This is a genomic window from Enterobacter sp. JBIWA008 (assembly GCF_019968765.1).
GTDB lineage: Bacteria > Pseudomonadota > Gammaproteobacteria > Enterobacterales > Enterobacteriaceae > Enterobacter.
The window spans coordinates 3,081,768-3,100,159 of sequence record NZ_CP074149.1 but is presented as its reverse complement, the minus strand read 5'-3'; the positions used below and the strand labels follow the sequence as shown (position 1 = coordinate 3,100,159).

The 18,392-nt window shown below is 54.8% G+C and carries 20 protein-coding genes and 1 other annotated feature; of the genes, 8 read left to right on the top strand and 12 right to left on the bottom strand.

Translation table 11 applies throughout. From position 1 onward, the window contains the following. Positions 1 to 23 precede the first annotated feature (23 nt). Both KGP24_RS14965 and KGP24_RS14960 read right to left on the bottom strand, forming a co-directional pair. A complete protein-coding gene (locus KGP24_RS14965) occupies positions 24 to 578 on the bottom strand; it encodes a GNAT family N-acetyltransferase (protein ID WP_223560962.1) in 555 nt (184 codons plus the stop codon). A gap of 35 nt (positions 579 to 613) precedes the next feature. Beyond that, positions 614 to 1,618 (bottom strand): NAD-dependent epimerase, encoded by a 1,005-nt coding sequence (locus KGP24_RS14960; RefSeq protein ID WP_223560961.1) that lies wholly within the window; start codon positions 1,616 to 1,618, stop codon positions 614 to 616. A gap of 192 nt (positions 1,619 to 1,810) precedes the next feature. Here KGP24_RS14960 and wzzB point away from each other — a divergent pair, with 192 nt between their 5' ends. Then, positions 1,811 to 2,791 carry an LPS O-antigen chain length determinant protein WzzB gene (gene wzzB, locus KGP24_RS14955; RefSeq protein ID WP_223560960.1) on the top strand — a complete coding sequence of 327 codons (981 nt, stop codon included), beginning with the start codon at positions 1,811 to 1,813 and terminating at the stop codon, positions 2,789 to 2,791. Between the two features lie 38 nt (positions 2,792 to 2,829). Here the strand turns inward: wzzB and hisIE are convergent, their stop codons facing one another. The 9 genes from hisIE to hisL all read right to left on the bottom strand — a co-directional run bounded on the left by hisIE (position 2,830) and on the right by hisL (position 10,046). Further along, on the bottom strand, positions 2,830 to 3,441 hold the full coding sequence (hisIE, locus tag KGP24_RS14950; RefSeq protein ID WP_223560959.1) for a bifunctional phosphoribosyl-AMP cyclohydrolase/phosphoribosyl-ATP diphosphatase HisIE: 612 nt from the start codon (positions 3,439 to 3,441) through the stop codon (positions 2,830 to 2,832). Continuing rightward, entirely contained in the window at positions 3,435 to 4,211 is a 777-nt protein-coding gene (hisF, locus tag KGP24_RS14945) for an imidazole glycerol phosphate synthase subunit HisF (RefSeq protein WP_223560958.1), read from the bottom strand. The genes hisIE and hisF overlap by 7 nt, the downstream gene beginning before the upstream one ends. After that, complete coding sequence (hisA, locus tag KGP24_RS14940; RefSeq protein WP_223560957.1) at positions 4,193 to 4,930, bottom strand: 1-(5-phosphoribosyl)-5-[(5-phosphoribosylamino)methylideneamino]imidazole-4-carboxamide isomerase; 738 nt, start codon at positions 4,928 to 4,930, stop codon at positions 4,193 to 4,195. The genes hisF and hisA overlap by 19 nt, the downstream gene beginning before the upstream one ends. Next, a complete protein-coding gene (hisH, locus tag KGP24_RS14935; RefSeq protein ID WP_032646447.1) occupies positions 4,930 to 5,520 on the bottom strand; it encodes an imidazole glycerol phosphate synthase subunit HisH in 591 nt (196 codons plus the stop codon). Before hisH ends, hisA begins: the two co-directional genes overlap by 1 nt. Further along, entirely contained in the window at positions 5,520 to 6,587 is a 1,068-nt protein-coding gene (hisB, locus tag KGP24_RS14930) for a bifunctional histidinol-phosphatase/imidazoleglycerol-phosphate dehydratase HisB (protein ID WP_223560956.1), read from the bottom strand. Before hisB ends, hisH begins: the two co-directional genes overlap by 1 nt. Next, positions 6,584 to 7,645, bottom strand: a complete 1,062-nt coding sequence (gene hisC / locus KGP24_RS14925) for a histidinol-phosphate transaminase (protein ID WP_223560955.1) — start codon at positions 7,643 to 7,645, stop codon at positions 6,584 to 6,586. The genes hisB and hisC overlap by 4 nt, the downstream gene beginning before the upstream one ends. Further along, on the bottom strand, positions 7,642 to 8,946 hold the full coding sequence (hisD, locus tag KGP24_RS14920) for a histidinol dehydrogenase (RefSeq protein ID WP_223560954.1): 1,305 nt from the start codon (positions 8,944 to 8,946) through the stop codon (positions 7,642 to 7,644). The genes hisC and hisD overlap by 4 nt, the downstream gene beginning before the upstream one ends. Before the next feature lie 5 nt (positions 8,947 to 8,951). After that, positions 8,952 to 9,851 carry an ATP phosphoribosyltransferase gene (hisG, locus tag KGP24_RS14915; protein WP_000886595.1) on the bottom strand — a complete coding sequence of 300 codons (900 nt, stop codon included), beginning with the start codon at positions 9,849 to 9,851 and terminating at the stop codon, positions 8,952 to 8,954. A gap of 45 nt (positions 9,852 to 9,896) precedes the next feature. Beyond that, positions 9,897 to 10,020: a sequence feature (His leader region), on the bottom strand. Continuing rightward, positions 9,996 to 10,046: a his operon leader peptide gene (gene hisL, locus KGP24_RS14910; protein WP_001364200.1), complete on the bottom strand. Its 51-nt coding sequence runs from the start codon at positions 10,044 to 10,046 to the stop codon at positions 9,996 to 9,998. (Overlaps the previous feature by 25 nt.) Positions 10,047 to 10,221: 175 nt before the next feature. Here hisL and KGP24_RS14905 point away from each other — a divergent pair, with 175 nt between their 5' ends. The 4 genes from KGP24_RS14905 to plaP all read left to right on the top strand — a co-directional run bounded on the left by KGP24_RS14905 (position 10,222) and on the right by plaP (position 13,648). Continuing rightward, positions 10,222 to 11,046 carry an SDR family oxidoreductase gene (locus KGP24_RS14905; RefSeq protein ID WP_223560953.1) on the top strand — a complete coding sequence of 275 codons (825 nt, stop codon included), beginning with the start codon at positions 10,222 to 10,224 and terminating at the stop codon, positions 11,044 to 11,046. Between the two features lie 42 nt (positions 11,047 to 11,088). Continuing rightward, positions 11,089 to 12,018, top strand: coding sequence for a LysR substrate-binding domain-containing protein (locus KGP24_RS14900; protein WP_223560952.1), 930 nt, complete (start codon positions 11,089 to 11,091; stop codon positions 12,016 to 12,018). Positions 12,019 to 12,237: 219 nt separating this feature from the next. Then, complete coding sequence (yoeI, locus tag KGP24_RS14895; RefSeq protein WP_099458931.1) at positions 12,238 to 12,300, top strand: membrane protein YoeI; 63 nt, start codon at positions 12,238 to 12,240, stop codon at positions 12,298 to 12,300. Next, positions 12,290 to 13,648 (top strand): putrescine/proton symporter PlaP, encoded by a 1,359-nt coding sequence (gene plaP, locus KGP24_RS14890; protein ID WP_023312362.1) that lies wholly within the window; start codon positions 12,290 to 12,292, stop codon positions 13,646 to 13,648. Before yoeI ends, plaP begins: the two co-directional genes overlap by 11 nt. A 64-nt stretch (positions 13,649 to 13,712) precedes the next feature. Here the strand turns inward: plaP and sbcB are convergent, their stop codons facing one another. Then, positions 13,713 to 15,140: an exodeoxyribonuclease I gene (sbcB, locus tag KGP24_RS14885; protein WP_223563514.1), complete on the bottom strand. Its 1,428-nt coding sequence runs from the start codon at positions 15,138 to 15,140 to the stop codon at positions 13,713 to 13,715. Between the two features lie 207 nt (positions 15,141 to 15,347). On the opposite strand from sbcB, the gene dacD reads away from it, so the two are divergent. The 3 genes from dacD (at position 15,348) to KGP24_RS14870 (ending at position 18,258) form a co-directional block, all read left to right on the top strand. After that, positions 15,348 to 16,514, top strand: a complete 1,167-nt coding sequence (gene dacD / locus KGP24_RS14880; protein WP_223560951.1) for a serine-type D-Ala-D-Ala carboxypeptidase DacD — start codon at positions 15,348 to 15,350, stop codon at positions 16,512 to 16,514. A 119-nt stretch (positions 16,515 to 16,633) separates the two neighbouring features. Then, the gene (sbmC, locus tag KGP24_RS14875; protein WP_033145946.1) at positions 16,634 to 17,107 is read left to right on the top strand and encodes a DNA gyrase inhibitor SbmC; all 474 of its coding nucleotides are present in this window, start codon (positions 16,634 to 16,636) and stop codon (positions 17,105 to 17,107) included. A gap of 92 nt (positions 17,108 to 17,199) precedes the next feature. Then, positions 17,200 to 18,258 carry an FUSC family protein gene (locus KGP24_RS14870; protein WP_223560950.1) on the top strand — a complete coding sequence of 353 codons (1,059 nt, stop codon included), beginning with the start codon at positions 17,200 to 17,202 and terminating at the stop codon, positions 18,256 to 18,258. The last annotated feature ends 134 nt before the right edge of the window (positions 18,259 to 18,392 follow it).

The following is an 18,392-nucleotide window of genomic DNA, read 5'->3' as shown; positions in this document are numbered from 1 at the left end:
ATCTTAGAGCAGTTAAACGTTTCTTATTTGATTAAAATGCGCTCAGGAAGATATTTTTTGAATTTATTCATTGAGTGCTGAATGCTATCTTTCGAAATGGTGAAAAGAACATCATCCTCAGTTTCTTTTTGACGAACAGCACCGAAACGCTCATGGAATCTGATGACAGAAAGATTACCTTTACGTACGTCGAAGTGGGCACTGGTAAACCCTAATTTCAAAGCGTAGTAATAAACTAGAAGTGCCGACTCAATTGCAAAGTGTGAAGGTGCATCCTCATGAATGACCCATGATCCCCAGCAGAAAGAATCCTGCTGCTGATCATAAATTCTTACCGTTCCAAAAGGTATATCTTCAAGGTCGGTAATGATGAAGTAGGCTTGGCCCTCGCTTTTAAGATAACCTTCGATCCATCTTTCTTGAGCTTTAATATCATCAGAGGTGGTGCTTATAAATCGCCCCTTTTTCTCATTCGTTCTCAGCGCAACAATGAAAGCTGCATCATCGGTTTTTACATTTCGAAGTTTAACAGAGCGACCCACGATAAGATCTGTCTGGTGAATTACTGGAATAGACATAGCAGTTCCTTTTGGCGTAGACATAATTAATGCATTCAAATTTTGTAGAAACGTTTGTACCAGTCTACAAAGTTCTTCACCCCATCTTTAACCGAGGTTTGCGGTTTAAATCCGATCGCGTCATAAAGTGGCTGGGTATCGGCGCTGGTTTCCAGAACATCCCCGGGCTGGAGAGGCAGCATGTTTTTCTCTGCTTTTTTACCCAGGGCCTCTTCCAGCGCGGTGATGTAATCCATCAGTTCTACTGGCGAACTGTTACCGATGTTGTAAACCCGGTAAGGTGCTGAGCTGGTCGCCGGGGAGCCGGTCTCAACCGTCCAGTCTGCATCGGCCTGAGGAATGACATCCTGCAGACGAATAATGGCCTCGGCGATGTCGTCGATGTATGTGAAGTCGCGCTTCATCTTGCCGTAGTTGTAAACGTCGATGCTTTTGCCTTCAATCATCGCTTTGGTGAATTTAAACAGGGCCATATCCGGACGGCCCCATGGACCATACACGGTAAAGAAGCGCAGTCCGGTGGTCGGCAAGTTGTAAAGATGCGAATAGGTGTGCGCCATGAGCTCATTTGCTTTTTTGGTCGCAGCATAGAGTGAGACCGGGTGATCCACTGAATCGTCAGTGGAGAAGGGCTTCTTGCGGTTGAGACCGTATACGGAGCTCGACGAAGCGTACAGAAGATGCTGAACGTTATTATGGCGGCAGCCTTCCAGCACGTTGAGATGGCCGATAAGGTTGGCATCAGCATACGCGTGTGGGTTTTCCAGGGAGTAGCGTACGCCCGCCTGCGCGGCCAGATGAATCACCCGATCAAACTTCTCACCAGCGAAAAGCGCGGCCATACCCTCCCGGTCGGCTAATTCCAGTTTGTGGAAGGTGAAACGCTCAGATTTTAACAGTTCCAGGCGTGCCAGCTTCAGGTTGACATCATAGTATCCATTGAGGTTATCGATACCAACAACCTGATGGCCGGCCTCAAGGAGGCGTTTACTGACATTCGCACCGATAAAACCTGCAGCACCCGTGACCAAAAATTTCATAGCTTCCCTCATAAACCTTATTCTTACAGATGCCATAGCGCATCAGATGACGTCTATGATAGCGCGAAGGGGGTAAGTTACATAACCCATCTTTCCGATATTACTCATCGGATTCTTATAGAAAAATCGCCAGTAATAGATAAACTATACGAACAAAATTATGTTTGCCCTTTTTCATCTGTTAGGGATTGTATGACGCAAAACAACAATAGTCAGGTCAGCCGAAGCAATGACCCTGAGCAAATCGATTTACTTGATTTAGTGCTGCAGCTGTGGCGTGGGAAGTGGATGATAGCAACTTTTGTTGTTGCTTTTATCGTCCTGGCAATTGGATATCTCTCCGTCGCAAAGGAAAAATGGACCTCAAGTGCGATTATTGCGCAACCTGATGCTGCTCAGATAGCAACCTATTCGAATGCATTGAATATCCTTTATGGTAATGCAGCACCTTCAATGCTTGACATTCAAACTCGCGTGATTGGCCGTTTTAACTCCTCGTTCTCGGCATTATCTCAGGCGCTTGAGAACCAGAAGGAACCTGAAAAACTGACTATAGCGCCGACTGTGGCAGGACAACCACTCCCGCTGAGCGTTTCCTATACCAGTACATCAGCAGAAGCTGCTCAGAAACAGCTGGCGCAGTATATTCAGCAGGTTGACGAGCAAACGGCAAAAGAACTTGCCGTTGACCTTAAGGACAATATCAAGGAGCAGATTAAAACCCTGAACGATTCTTTGGTAAGTCAGGAGAAGGTCGCTCAGGAGCAGAAAGATCTGCGAATCAAACAGATTGCTGAGGCACTGAAGAACGCTGAGGCAGCGAAAATAACCTCGCCACAGCTCCAGCAAACCCAGGATGTCACGCAGGAAACGTTGTTCCTGCTGGGAAGCGAGGGGCTGAAATCGATGATTGACAATGAGGCTTCTCGTCCGCTGGTCTTCTCAACGGCTTATTACCAGACCAAGCGAAATCTGCTGGACATCCAGAATCTGAACGTAAACCCGGAAACGATCCACGTATACCGTTATGTCATGAAGCCGGAACTCCCTGTGCGTCGTGACAGTCCGAAAAAAGCGCTTGTTCTGATTCTTGCCGTACTGCTGGGCGGGGTGCTTGGTTCCGGTGTGGTTCTGATGCGCAACGCATTGCGCAGCTATAAACCAAAAGCCTGATTTGCAGCTAAAAAAACCGGGGATTTTCCCCGGTTTTTTTATTTGTGACGTTTGCGAAGAGTTTCAATCACCGCCGTCAAATCCAGCTCCTGATCCTGCAGCAGCACCAGCAGGTGATACATCAAATCAGACGCTTCATTCGTCAGCTCCTCGCGGTCATGCACGGTCGCGGCCAGCGCGGTCTCAACGCCTTCTTCCCCCACCTTCTGTGCGATGCGCTTGGTGCCGCTGGCGTACAGTTTCGCAGTATAAGAACTCTCGGGATCCGCCGTTTTACGCTCTGCCAGCAGCTGTTCCAGTTGATACAGGAACAACCACTGGTGGCTCGTCTCGCCGAAGCAGCTGCTGGTACCTTTATGGCAGGTTGGGCCGATCGGGTTTGCCAGTACCAGCAGGGTGTCGTTATCGCAGTCGGGCGTCATGCTGACCACATTGAGGAAATGACCCGAGGTCTCCCCTTTGGTCCACAGGCGCTGTTTCGTGCGGGAGTAGAAGGTCACTTTGCCACTGTCGATCGTTGTCGCCAGCGCGTCCTGGTTCATATATCCCAGCATCAGCACTTCGCCTGAGACGGCATGCTGGACAACTACCGGCAGTAATCCGTCAGTTTTTTCCCAGTCCAGCTGCGCCTGTTGTTGCTCTGTTAACATACCCTGATCTCCACGCCCTGGCCGGCCAGGTACGTTTTTAACTCACCAATATTAATAATCTGTTTGTGGAACACGGATGCGGCCAGCGCGCCGTCCACGTTCGCATCGCGGAAGGCTTCAAGAAAGTGTTCCATGGTGCCCGCGCCGCCGGAGGCGATCAGCGGAACGTGGCAGACCGCACGGACTTTTTTCAGCTGCTCGAGGTCATACCCGTTACGCACGCCGTCCTGGTTCATCATGTTGAGGACAATCTCGCCAGCGCCACGCTTCTGCACTTCCTGCACCCAGTCGAGCGTTTCCCACTGCGTCACGCGCGTGCGGTTTTCATCCCCGGTGTACTGGTTCACGTGGTACTTGCCCGTTGCGGCGTCATACCAGGTGTCGATCCCAACCACAATACACTGCACGCCAAAACGATCGGCGAGGCGGGTGATCAGCTCAGGGTCGGCCAGGGCAGGGGAGTTAATCGAAATCTTGTCGGCACCAAACGAGAGAATTTTGGCCGCGTCGTCAGCGGACTTAATTCCGCCCGCCACGCAGAACGGAATGTCGATCACCTCCGCCACGCGAGCCACCCAGCTTTTGTCGACCACTCGGCCATCGCTGGAAGCGGTGATATCATAAAAGACCAGCTCGTCTGCGCCTTCATCGGCATAGCGTTTTGCCAGCGGGACGATGTCGCCAATGATCTCGTGGTTGCGGAACTGCACGCCTTTCACGACCTGACCATCGCGTACGTCCAGGCATGGGATTATCCGTTTTGCCAGCATTGAATCGCCTCCGTCACAGTAAATTTACCCTCCAGCAGGGCCCGGCCCACAATCACACCCTGCACACCGGTACCGCGCAGCGCGGCTACGTCGCTTATATCACCTATACCGCCAGAAGACTGAAACGCTACCTGCGGATAACGCGCACAGACCTCTTCATACAGCGAGACGTTAGAGCCCGCCAGCGTACCGTCGCGGGAGATATCCGTACACAGCACGTGCTTCAGGCCAACCGGGAGATACATGTCGACCAGTTCCTCCAGCGTCACGCCGGAGTTTTCCTGCCAGCCGCTTACCGCCACCTGCTTATTGCCCTGTTCGTCAATACGAACGTCCAGCGCCAGTACAAGGGCGTCGGCGCCAAAGCGGCGGAACCAGCCTTTCACCGTCTCAGGATCTTTCACGGCGGTTGAACCTACCACCACGCGGGCCACGCCAGCATCCAGCAGCGCCGCGACGTCATCTTCCGTACGCACGCCGCCGCCGACCTGGACGGGCACATCAACACCCGCAACAAGTTGTTTAAGCAGCGGGATCTGGCGCTTCGCCGGATCTTTCGCGCCCGTCAAATCCACCAGATGCAGTACCTGCGCACCCTGGGCGGCATAATCCTTCAGACGCGGCAGCGGGTCGTTTCCGTAGTCGCGCTGCTTGCCGTAATCACCCTGATGAAGACGGACAACCGTGCCGTCAATTAAATCTAACGCGGGAATAATCATCACATCTCCAGGAAGTTTTTCAGCAGCTGCGCGCCCGCGGCGCCAGAGCGCTCCGGGTGAAACTGCACGCCGAAGAAATTGTCTTTCTGTACGGCTGCCGTAAACGCCTCGCCGTAGGTGCACTGGGCGATCGTATTCACGTTCACCGGCATGGCGTAGCTGTGTACGAAGTAAAAATACGCGCCGTCTTCAATGCCGCGAAAAAGCCTGTCGCCCGCTTTGGCGTAAACGCGGTTCCAGCCCATATGCGGCAGAGGCAGGCCGTGGTCGGTCATTTTCGGCACGTCTTCATCAATAATGCCCAGTAGGTCGACGCCGTTGCTCTCTTCGCTGCGGCGGCCCAGGATCTGCATGCCCAGGCAAATGCCCAGCACCGGCTGGGTACAGGCTTTGATCAGGTCGACCAGCTCGCGTTCGCGAATCTGATCCATCGCGGCCTGCGCGGTTCCCACGCCCGGTAAAAAGAGTTTGTCGGCGCGCAGCACCACGTCCGGGTCACGGCTTACCACCGGCTCATAGCCGTGGCGCGCAATCGCCGATTTTACGGAGTTCAGGTTGGCGCATCCGGTATCCAGAATGACCACGTTCATTACAGCACTCCTTTCGATGAAGGCAGGGCGTCACCTTCCACGCGAATTGCCTGGCGCAGGGTACGGCCAAAGGCTTTGAAGAGACTCTCCACGCGGTGGTGGTCATTCTTGCCCTTGGTCTTCAGGTACAGCGTCAGGCCCATGGTGTAGGACAATGAGCGGAAGAAGTGCTCAACCATTTCGGTGCTCAGATCGCCCACGCGCTGGTAGGTGAAATCGGCTTTATACTCCAGGTGCGGACGACCGGAGATGTCCATCGCGCAGCGCGCCAGACACTCGTCCATCGGCAGGACAAAGCCGAAACGGTTAATGCCACGCTTGTCGCCGAGCGCCAGCTTCAGAGCTTCACCCAGCGCCAGGCCGGTATCTTCCACGGTGTGGTGATCGTCGATATAAAGGTCGCCTTTTACCGCGATCTCCATGCGGAAACCGCCGTGGGTGGCAATCTGGTCCAGCATGTGGTCGAAGAAACCGACGCCGGTGTGGATCTTGCTGCCGCCTTCACGATCCAGCCAGACCTTCACATCAATCTGCGTCTCTTTGGTGTTGCGCTCAACGTGGGAATAGCGGTCGCGCTTTGTCAGCTGCTCGCCAATCTTCGCCCAGTTCAGGTTGTTGCGGTCGTAGCGCAGCCCCGCGATGCCCATGTTTTCCGCCAGCGTAATATCGGTGATGCGATCGCCGATGACGTAGCTGTTGCTTTTATCCAGCGCATCTTCAGCCAGATAGCGCTCTACCAGCTTCACCTTTGGCTTACGGCAGTCGCACTCGTCGGCCGGCATGTGCGGACAAATCAGGACTTCATCAAATACCACGCCCTGCGAGGTCAGCACCTGCATCATCAGATTATGCGGGCCGTCAAAGTCTGCCTGCGGGAAGCTGTCGGTACCCAGACCGTCCTGATTGGTGATCATCACCAGCCTATACCCGGCTTTTTGCAGCTTAAGCAGCACCGGGATTACGTCCGGTTCAAAAGCCAGCTTGTCGAATCGATCGACCTGAAAATCGGCTGGTGGCTCCGAAATAAGGGTGCCGTCACGATCGATGAAAAGGATCTTCTGGGTCATACTTTCTCCGCTTTCAGGGCGTCAATCACGCGCTGGCTCTCTGCGCGTGTGCCGACGGTAATGCGCAGGCAACCGCTCAGAGAAGGTTGTTTATTCTGGTCTCGTAAGATAATGCCCTGATCCCATAAAGATTTAAATACGGCACTGGAGGCGGTGAAACGCACCAGGATGTAGTTGGTTTCCGAGTCGAACACCTGCTCCACGCAAGGGATACCCTTGAGGGCGGTCACCAGATACTGTCGTTCCTCCAGGATTTGCGCCACGCGCTCGCGCATCGCGTTGATCCCCTGTGGCGTCAGCGCCTGTGCCGCAATATCGGCAACCGGCGTCGAGAGCGGGTACGGGGCGATCACTTTCAGCAGCAGGTCGATGACCTCTTTATTCGCCAGGGTGAATCCGCAGCGCAGACCCGCAAGGGCAAAGGCTTTCGACAGCGTACGCAGTACCACCAGGTGCGGATACTCTTCCAGCCAGCCTGCCAGCGTCGCCTGTGGGCAGAACTCGATGTAGGCTTCGTCGGCAACCACAAGCGCTTTACCGCGCGTCATCTCCAGCAGGGTGCGGATATCCTGCGGATTGATAATCTGTCCGGTTGGGTTGTTTGGGCTGCAAACAAACACGACTTTTACACCATCGAGATTGTCGGCGATGCCCTGCAGATCCAGCTGCCAGTTATCCAGCGCCTGCACGTTGCGGCACGCCACGCCGAAGGTTTCCGCGCTGACGCTGTACATGCCGTAGGTAGGCTGGCAGTACATGACGGCGTCTTTGCCCGGCTCGCAGAAGGCGCGGATCAGCAGTTCAATACCCTCATCCGCACCGCGGCTGACCAGCACCTGCTCTGGCTTCACGCCCGCGTACTGCGCGTAGTTTTCAATCACCGCTTTTGGCTGACACTCCGGATACCGGTTCAGCGTTTGCTGCGATAGCTCAAACTGCACCGCCGTCGGGAATTCGTTAGCGTTCAGCCAGACATCCCCTTTGCCGCCCAGACGACGTGCAGACTGGTAAGGCGTCAGGCGACGGACATTTTCGCGGGCTAATTCTTCAATGTTCATGCTTGCTCCTTCAGGGCTGCAACGCGCAGCGTAACGGCATTTTTGTGGGCGGTCAGTCGCTCGGCGGCGGCCAGAGTTTCAATAGTAGAAGCCAGTGAGGCAAACCCTTCGCGGGAAAGCTCCTGCACGGTCATGCGCTTCTGGAAATCCGCCAGACCCAGGCTGGAACAGGTTGAGGTGTAGCCATACGTGGGCAGCACGTGGTTGGTGCCGGAGGCGTAATCCCCCGCGGACTCCGGTGACCAGTCGCCGAGGAACACCGAGCCCGCGCTGGTAATGCTGTCGACCAGATCGCGCGCGTTACGGGTCTGAATGATCAGGTGCTCCGGACCGTACTGGTTGGAGATAGCAATGCACTGGTCCAGATCGCGCGCCACAATCAGGCGGCTGGCCGCTAACGCCTGGCGTGCCGTGTCGGCGCGGGGCAGGTCGGCAAGCTGACGCTCCACGGCTTCGCCCACGCGTTTCGCTATATCGGCATCCGGTGTCAGCAGAATGACCTGCGAGTCCGGGCCGTGTTCCGCCTGAGAAAGCAGGTCGGACGCCACAAAGTCCGGCGTTGCGCCGCTGTCGGCAATCACCAGTACCTCAGACGGGCCGGCAGGCATATCGATGGCCGCGCCGTCCAGACGTTGGCTGACCTGACGCTTGGCTTCGGTCACATACGCATTGCCCGGCCCAAAAATTTTGTCGACCTTCGGAATGGATTCCGTCCCGAACGCCAGGGCTGAAATCGCCTGCGCGCCGCCCACCTTATAGACCGCCTGCACGCCGCACAGCTTTGCCGCATAAAGGATCTCGTCTGCGATCGGTGGCGGAGAACACAGCACTACTTTCTGACACCCGGCAATACGCGCGGGGGTCGCCAGCATCAGTACGGTGGAGAAAAGCGGGGCCGAGCCGCCAGGAATATAGAGGCCGACGGACGCAACCGGGCGCGTGACCTGCTGGCAACGCACGCCGGGCAGGGTTTCGACATCTACGGTCTGCAGCTTTTGCGCGGTGTGGAAGGTATCAATGTTTTTCACCGCAACGGCCATCGCCTGCTTGATGTCGTCGCCCAGACGATTGCTGGCATCAATAATTTCCTGCCCGGTAACCTGTAATGCGCCGACTTCCGTCTTATCAAACTTCGCGCTGTATTCCCGCAGCGCGTCATCGCCACGGGCTTTGACGTTGTCCAGGATCTCCGCCACGGTGCGTGAGATGCTTTCAGAGGCGGAAATTGCCGGGCGCATCAGCAGCTCGCGCTGCCGTGCGTCGCTACAGGTATTCCAGTCGATGATTGTGTTAAAGCTCATGGCCATTACTCCATCATCTTCTCAATAGGCAGCACCAGGATGGAGCTTGCGCCCAGCGCCTTCAGTTTTTCCATGGTTTCCCAGAACAGGGTTTCGCTGCTCACCATGTGCATCGCCACGCGCTGCTGATCGCCCGCCAGCGGCAGGATGGTTGGGCGCTCAGCGCCCGGCAGCAGGGCAATCACTTCATCCAGACGCTCGGTTGGGGCGTGCATCATGATGTATTTGGACTCACGCGCCTGAATCACGCCCTGAATGCGGGTCAGCAGCTTGTCAATCAGCTGCTGCTTGGCGTCTGCCATCTCGCCGTCGCGCTGAATCAGGCACGCTTTAGAGCGGTAAATCACTTCTACTTCGCGCAGACCGTTGGCTTCCAGCGTCGCGCCGGTAGAGACGAGGTCACAGATGGCGTCCGCCAGACCCGCACGCGGCGCCACTTCAACAGAGCCGTTCAGCAGGCAGGACTTAAACTGCACGCCTTTCTGGTCGAGATAACGCTTTAACAGGTGAGGGTAAGAGGTGGCGATACGTTTGCCGTTCAGCGCGGCCGGGCCGTCCCACGCTTCGTCAACCGGCGTTGCCAGCGACAGGCGGCAGCCGCCGAAGTCCAGACGACGCAGGGTGAAGTAACGCGGATCTTCGCCCTGCGCGCGGCGGGTCAGCAGCTCTTCTTCCAGCACGTTTTCCCCGATGATGCCGAGGTCAACGACGCCATCCATGACCAGGCCGGGAATATCGTCATCACGCACGCGCAGAATGTCGATGGGCATGTTTTCAGCCAGAGCAATCAGGCGCTGGGTGTGCAGGTTAATTTTAATCCCGCAGCGGGCCAGCAGTTCGCGTGAATCGTCACTCAAGCGGCCTGATTTTTGAATAGCTATGCGTAAGCGTGAGTTATCTAACATTCTTTATTCCTCGTTAACCTGTTTTAACCTGTCTGAATTCGGTCCAAAAAAAAGCCCCCGGAAGAAGATCTTCCGGGGGCTTTCTCATGCGTTCATGCACCACTGGAAGATCCAAACGTCTTCCAGCACACATCGCCTGAAAGACTAGTCAGGATGATGGTGATGATGGTGGTGTTTAAATTGAACGCGTGTCATATAAATTCTCGATGAATGCTTATTCATTTGATGTCTTTTAACCTAAACCAGTTGTACAACATATTGCAAGGGCTTTTTTTGATCATTAATTCATTTCATATTGATGCAATGAATTGTGTGTTCTGCCGGGCTGGCGTAGCCTTATAAAAGACGAGTGAGAGTCAGGAGAATTCGCATGAAAAAGGTCGCGATTGTCGGTTTAGGATGGCTGGGAATGCCGCTGGCGATGTCATTAGCCGCGAAAGGCTGGCAGGTGACCGGGAGCAAAACCACGGCGGATGGGGTAGAGGCGGCGCGCATGTGCGGTATTGATGGCGTTGAGCTGCGCCTTGAACCGGAGCTGGTGTGTGATGCTGACGATCTGGACACGCTGATGAACGTCGATGCGCTGGTTATCACGCTCCCCGCGCGGCGCAGTGGCCCGGGCGAGTCGTTTTATCTGCAGGCGATGCAGGAGATCGTCGACAGCGCGCTGGCGCACCATGTTCCGCGCATTATTTTTACCAGCTCGACGTCGGTCTATGGCGAGGTTGAGGGCGTGGTAAAAGAGAGTTCCGAGCGCCGTCCCGTTACGGCGAGCGGTCAGGTTCTGAAAGAGCTGGAAGACTGGCTGCATAATCTTCCCGGCACGCAGGTCGATATCGTACGTCTGGCGGGGCTGGTGGGCCCTGGCCGCCATCCGGGACGCTTTTTTGCCGGAAAGTCTGCGCCAGACGGCCAGCATGTCGTCAATCTTGTGCATCTTGACGATGTTGTAGGCGCGATTGAGCTACTCTTGCAGGCTCCCAAAGGTGGACACATCTATAATATATGTGCACCTTCTCATCCGGCACGCAGCACATTTTACCCGCTGATGGCACGTCAGCTGGGCCTGGCGCCGCCGGTTTTTGGTGAGGCAAAGGATGACGGTAAAGGCAAAATTGTTGATGGCAATCGCATTTGTCATGAACTGGGGTTTGAGTATCAGTATCCCGATCCGCTGGTGATGCCCATGGAATAAGTCCCGCAGCGGAGACAATCGCGCACCAGAAGGGGGGCGAGCATGAAACCGCTGCTGGATGTTCTTATTATTCTGGATGCTCTGGAAAAAGAGGGGAGCTTTGCCGCTGCGTCAGCAAAGCTCTACAAAACCCCATCTGCGTTGAGCTATACCGTTCAAAAACTGGAAAGCGATCTCAATATCCAGATCCTCGATCGCTCCGGGCATCGTGCCCGTTTCACCCGTACCGGACAGATGCTGCTGGAAAAAGGCCGCGAAGTCCTCCATACCGTTCGTGAACTGGAAAAACAGGCCGTAAAACTCCATCAGGGATGGGAAAACGAGCTGGTTATTGGCGTGGATGATACCTTTCCGTTTTCTCTGCTGACGCCGCTGATTGAAGCCTTCTATCAACACCACAGCGTGACCCGGCTTATTTTTATCAACGGCGTGCTGGGGGGCTCCTGGGATGCCTTAACGCAGGGCAGGGCGGATATTTTCGTTGGTGCGCTGCATGAGCCTCCCCAACTGAGTGATTTTGGTTTCGCCCGGCTGGGCGTGCTGGAGCAAGTATTTGCCGTGGCGCCCCATCATCCCCTGGCTCAGGAACCCGAGCCTATCAACCGTCGCGTGATTAAAGGCTACCGCGCCATCGTGGTCGGGGACAGCTCTCGTCCGGAATCTTCGGTCTCCTCGCAGCTGCTTGATGAGCAGGAGGCCATTACCGTTTTCGACTATAAAACCAAGCTGGAACTGCAAATTAGCGGTCTGGGCTGCGGCTATTTGCCGCGTTATCTGGCGCAGCGCTTTATTGATAGCGGTGCGCTTGTTGAAAAACAGGTACTTGCTCAAAACAGTAATGAATCGGTGTGGGTAGGCTGGAATGAACAAACAGCAGGGCTAGCCTGCGCCTGGTGGCGAGACGAGATTTTAGCAAATAGTGCTATCGCCGCCGTTTACTCTCAGCCCGGCGTCCAGAAATCAGCCAGTTAGCAAAAAGAAAATTGTCCCGTGCTTTGTAAAGTATTGCCTTTTGTATCCGATGTGGGGCAAAATGCCGCCGCTGCAACCAAATGAATAATCGACGATATAAAAGGCGTCGGTTATTTTTTTTTGCATGTACGAAACGAAACTAAAAACCAAGAGGCCGGGCTTCGTACCGGATAGATATTTACTAAAATCCGACAGTTGTTGTCGCTGAGGAATAAAGAAATGGGGCAATTTTTCGCTTACGTGGCGGTTATCACCGTAAAGGAGAATAACTATGTCGCATAACGCAACTCCAAACACCTCTCGCGTGGAATTACGTAAAACGCTTACGTTGATTCCGGTTGTTATGATGGGCCTTGCCTATATGCAACCGATGACGCTGTTCGATACATTCGGTATCGTATCAGGCCTCACAGACGGTCATGTGCCGACGGCTTACGGCTTCGCGCTGATTGCGATCCTCTTTACCGCGCTCAGCTACGGTAAGCTGGTGCGTCGCTATCCGTCTGCCGGTTCTGCCTACACCTATGCCCAGAAATCCATCAGCCCGACAGTTGGCTTTATGGTGGGCTGGTCTTCGCTGCTCGACTATCTGTTCGCGCCGATGATCAATATTCTGCTGGCAAAAATTTATTTTGAAGCCCTGGTGCCGTCGATTCCATCCTGGATGTTTGTCGTGGCGCTGGTGGCCTTTATGACGGCCTTTAACCTGCGCAGCATCAAGTCCGTTGCCAACTTTAACTCCGTTATCGTCGTCCTTCAGGTCGTCCTGATTGCCGTTATTCTTGGCATGGTGATCTATGGCGTGTTCCACGGTGAAGGTGCTGGCACGTTGGCGAGCAGCAAGCCATTCTGGTCTGGTGATGCACATGTGATCCCGATGATTACCGGGGCAACAATTCTGTGCTTCTCCTTTACCGGATTTGACGGCATCAGCAACCTGTCCGAAGAAACGAAAGATGCAGAGCGCGTAATTCCTCGCGCAATTTTCCTGACGGCGCTGATTGGCGGTCTGATCTTTATTTTCTCGACCTATTTCCTGCAGCTGTACTTCCCGGATATCTCTCGCTTTAAGGATCCGGATGCGTCTCAGCCGGAAATTATGCTCTATGTGGCGGGTAAAGCGTTCCAGGTCGGCGCGCTGATCTTCTCCACCATCACCGTACTGGCGTCCGGTATGGCCGCGCATGCAGGCGTTGCGCGTCTGATGTACGTTATGGGCCGCGATGGCGTATTCCCGAAAAGCTTCTTCGGCTACGTTCATCCAACCTGGCGTACCCCGGCGATGAACATCATCCTGGTCGGTGCGATCGCGCTTCTGGCGATTAACTTTGACCTGGTAATGGCAACGGCGCTGATCAACTTCGGTGCGCTGGTGGCGTTCACCTTTGTTAACCTGTCGGTTATCTCGCAGTTCTGGATCCGTGAAAAGCGTAACAAGACGCTGAAAGATCACTTCCAGTATCTGTTCCTGCCGATGTGCGGTGCCCTGACCGTGGGTGCGCTGTGGGTTAACCTGGAAGAGAGCTCTATGGTGCTAGGCCTGATTTGGGCGGGTATCGGCCTGATTTACCTGGCCTGCGTCACGAAGAGCTTCCGTAACCCGGTTCCTCAGTACGAAGACGTCGCGTAAGCGCAGCGCCATCGGGCAAAAAAAAGCCGGAGACATCGCCTCCGGCTTTTTTTATACCCCTCACTCAGACAATCTCTTGAGCGTACTGGAACAGGGATTTCAACAGTGCCTGTTTCTCAGCATTCCCTTCATACTGGCCATAAAGCATTTCCAGCTCCTGGGCATAGCTGTTAAGAAACTCCTGGGTAAAGACATTGCGACGATGCTGCAGCCAGCGATCCTGCTCTGCCTCGTCCAGCGTGCCGGGGTAGTTACGCGCGCGGTAATTAAACATCAGCTTTTCGATGCGTTTATCGGCGAAGGTGATATCCAGCGCCGGTAAGTTGCGCGGCTCGGTTTGCAGAACGATATTCATCGCCGCGCGATCGGCATCGCTGAAGAAGCCGTTGTAGAGCTGGGCATCCACGTTTTCGGACGGCACGAACGGCTCCGCCTCGGCAAAGATAGCAACCACTTTTTCGCGCACCTGCGGATTATCGCGCAGCACTTTCAGATTATCGAGGCAGTGCTGACGGTTGATGCCCAGCCTGTCCGCATCTTCCGGACGCAGCGTATTCGCCTGCGCCAGTACCGGACATTTATTGATATGCACCAGTTTGATCGGTACCGCAGGCAGATCGCCGAGTTCATTTTTCGGGGTATAAAGCCGTTCACGCAGGGTATCGCTGTCGAGCTCAAGCAGCGGCGAAATATCGCCGGCTAAATCCACCATGATGACCGCATTACGGTTGTCCGGATGCCACGCCAGCGGAGCGACCCAGCTGGTATTGCCGCGCCAGGCGCCAAACATGCCGGAAATATGCACCAGCGGCTTCATTTGTGGAACGTCAATCAGCGTGGTCAATTTTTGTTTACTGCGGTGGCTCAGCAGATACTCAAACAGTCGGGGCTGGGCGGTTTTCACCAGCTTCGCCATGGCAATGGTGGCATAGACGTCCGCCATCGCGTCGTGAGCATTGCTGTGCTCGATGCCGTTGGCGCGCGTCAGGTGTTCCAGCCGGAAGCTCGTCAGTCCTTCCTCATTTTCCGGCCAGTTAATGCCCTCAGGACGCAGGGCATAACAGGCGCGCATGATGTCGAGCAAGTCCCAGCGCGAATTACGGTTTTGCCAGCTCCAGGCATAGGGATCGTAGAAGTTGCGATAGAAGATGTTGCGCGTTACTTCGTCATCGAAGCGAATGTTGTTGTAACCAACCACGCAGGTATTGGGAACGGTAAACAGATCGTGGATGCGTCGGGCGAATTCAGCCTCGTTAACGCCTTTTTCCCGCGCTTCCTGAGGCGTAATGCCGGTAACCATGACCGCCCCGGGCTGCGGCAGGTAGTCATCAGCCGGTTTGCAGTAAAAGACCTCAGGCTCGCCAATGATGTTGAATTCGTCGTCGGTACGGATGGCGGCAAACTGCGCCGGTCGGTCCAGCGCCGGGTGAGTGCCAAAGGTTTCGTAGTCGTGGAACAAAAAAGTCGGGCGAGCGGCAGAGTCAGACACCAGTAATACCATCCTGTTAAAAAATGACGTCACTATGGTAAACGATCGTGCGGGTCAGGCCGAATAAAAAGCACCGTCGTGGCGCAAATTTGCGCGCCAGCTTCCGAGAAAAATCTGCGTTCTGTCACATTTTTTTGCAATTAAGCCAGGTAACGACATCAGAACTCCCGTAAAAAGATCATCGATTTTTAATGACCTGAGGATATACCGTTGAAACGCCGTCTGTTTATTGCTGTTTCTTTACTCGCTTCGAGTGTCTCATCTGCTTTTGCGGCCGAACCACTGGATTTTTCGCCGCAGCCGCCGGCCATTCAGGCTGGCTCATGGGTGCTGATGGACTACACGACTGGTCAGATCTTAACGGCGGGCAACGAACATCAGCAACGTAATCCGGCGAGCCTGACCAAGCTGATGACGGGGTATGTGGTTGATCGGGCCATTGATAGCCATCGTATTACGCCGGACGACATTGTCACCGTAGGACGCGATGCCTGGGCAAAAGGTAACCCGGTGTTTGACGGCTCGTCGCTGATGTTCCTGAAAGAGGGCGAACGCGTCAGCGTGCGTGACTTAAGCCGCGGCCTGATCGTTGATTCTGGCAACGATGCCTGCGTGGCGCTGGCCGATCACGTGGCGGGCGGGCAGCCGCAGTTTGTGAAGATGATGAACGACTATGTGCAAAAGCTGAACCTGCGCGATACGCATTTTGAAACCGTCCACGGGCTGGACGCGCCGGGCCAACACAGCTCTGCCTATGATCTGGCCGTACTCTCCCGGGCCATCATCCACGGCGAGCCTGAGTTTTATCATATGTACAGCGAAAAGAGCCTGACCTGGAACGGGATCACCCAGCAGAACCGTAACGGCCTGTTGTGGGATAAGACCATGAACGTTGACGGGCTTAAAACCGGTCACACGTCTGGCGCGGGCTTTAACCTGATTGCTTCTGCCGTTGACGGCCAGCGCCGTTTAATCGCAGTAGTCATGGGGGCGGACAGCCCGAAAGGGCGTGAGGACCAGGCCCGAAAACTGCTGCACTGGGGGCAGCAGAATTTCGATACGGTGCAGATCCTGCATAACGGTAAAAAAGTAGGGACAGAGCGTATCTGGTACGGCGATAAGGAGCAGGTGAAACTGGGCACTGACCAGGACTTCTGGCTGGCCTTACCGAAAGCGGAAGTGCCGAACATCAAAGCCAAATACGTGCTGGATAAAAAAGAGCTGGAAGCACCGATTGCCGCGCATCAGCGGGTCGGAGAAATCCAGCTCTATGACCGCGACAAGGTGGTAGCGCACTGGCCGCTGGTGACGCTGGAAGCCGTTGATAAAGGTGGACTGTTCTCACGCATGAGCGATTATCTGCATCACACGCTCTAGCGGTTGACGAGCAGACTGGCAGGGTTGCGAGTCTGCTCACATAATAAACACTTCACGTTTGCTGAACCCTCAGAATCCGCTTTATAGTGTATATATATACAGTAATAAATGGAGGCAGCATGGACTACAGCATCAAGCAGCAACAGAAACGTAAGATTGCCGGTTTTCATTTGGTCGGACCGTGGGAACAAACGGTAAAACAGGGCTTTGAACAGCTGGTCATGTGGGTGGACGGGCGCCACATTGAGCCACTTGAGTGGGTTGCGGTCTACTACGATAACCCCGACGAGGTCCCGGCAGAAAAACTGCGTTGTGATACAGCCGTTACGGTACCGGACGATTTCGTTATCCCGGAAAACAGCGAAGGCGTCATGATGACCGAAATCGCGGCCGGGGATTATGCCGTGGCCACGGCGCGCGTGGAAAACTACGACTTCGCCACGCCGTGGTATCAGTTCTTCAACTCCCTGCTGCAGGATAATAAATACCAGATGGCGCTTAAACCCTGCTTCGAGCGCTATCTCAATGACGGCAATGCAGACGGCTACTGGGATATCGAAATGTATATCGCGGTAGAGCATAAAACGGCTTAATCCTGCTAAATGAAGGGTTTTTCAGCCGGGAGCGATCCGCCCGGCTGAAAACACAGTACAATTGTGATTTGCCGTGTAGCTGGAGAGCGGGTGTGCGTCCCGACAAATCATTAACCCCTTTTGAAATTCGGTTGTACAAACATTACCGCGTGGTGCACGGGTGCCGCATCGCGCTGGCGTTCGTATTGACGTTTGTACTGGTTCGTTTGCTGGATGTTCCGGAAGGAACATGGCCGCTGATCACGCTGGTGGTGGTGATGGGGCCCATCTCGTTTTGGGGGAACGTTGTTCCGCGCGCCTTCGAGCGAATTGGCGGGACGGTTTTAGGCTCGGCCCTTGGGCTTATCGCCCTGAAGCTGGAGCTTATCTCGTTTCCCGTGATGCTGGCATGGTGCGGTGGTGCCATGTTCCTGTGCGGCTGGCTGGCGTTGGGCAAAAGACCGTATCAGGCCTTGCTGATTGGGATTACTCTCGCGGTGGTGGTCGGTGCGCCCGCCGGGGATATGACCACGGCGCTGTGGCGAAGCGGGGATGTTATCCTGGGGTCACTGCTGGCCATGCTCTTCACCGGTATCTGGCCGCAGCGGGCTTTTCTGCACTGGCGTATTCAGATGGCGAACTACGTTACCACCTTTAACCGCGTCTATCAGGCCGGTTTTTCCCCGAATCTGGTCGAGCGTCCCCGGCTGGAAAAGCATCTGCAAACGATCCTCAACGACGTGGTCAAAATGCGCGGCCTGATCACGCCCGCCAGCAAAGAAACCCATATACAGAAATCGATTTTCGAAGCCATCCAGACGGTAAGCCGCAATCTGGTCTGCATGCTTGAACTGCAAATCAACGCCCACTGGGCCTCGCGTCCCAGCCATCTCTTGATGCTTAACGCGCAGACTTTGAAAGAAACCCAGCAGATGACGCAGCAAACGTTGCTGACCATCGCCCATGCGCTCTATGAAGGCAACCCGCAGCCGATACTGGCCAACAGCGAGCGACTGAATGAGATCGTTGCGGAGCTGAAGCAGTTAATCAATGAACGCCAGAGCGATAACGTGGCGGAAACGCCTATTCATGGCTACGTCTGGCTGAGTATGGAACTGGCGCGGCAGCTTGAGCTGCTATCGCACCTTATTTGCCGGGCGCTGCGCAAATAAAAGGCGTATGTGACGGCTGCTGCTTCGATTCAGCAGCAATTGGGGTTATGATAGCTTTAAACGATATACTCATTGTCATTCGCAGCCGGTGTCTGTTACAACGGTTGCCTTACGAATCCGAATCTCACATTATC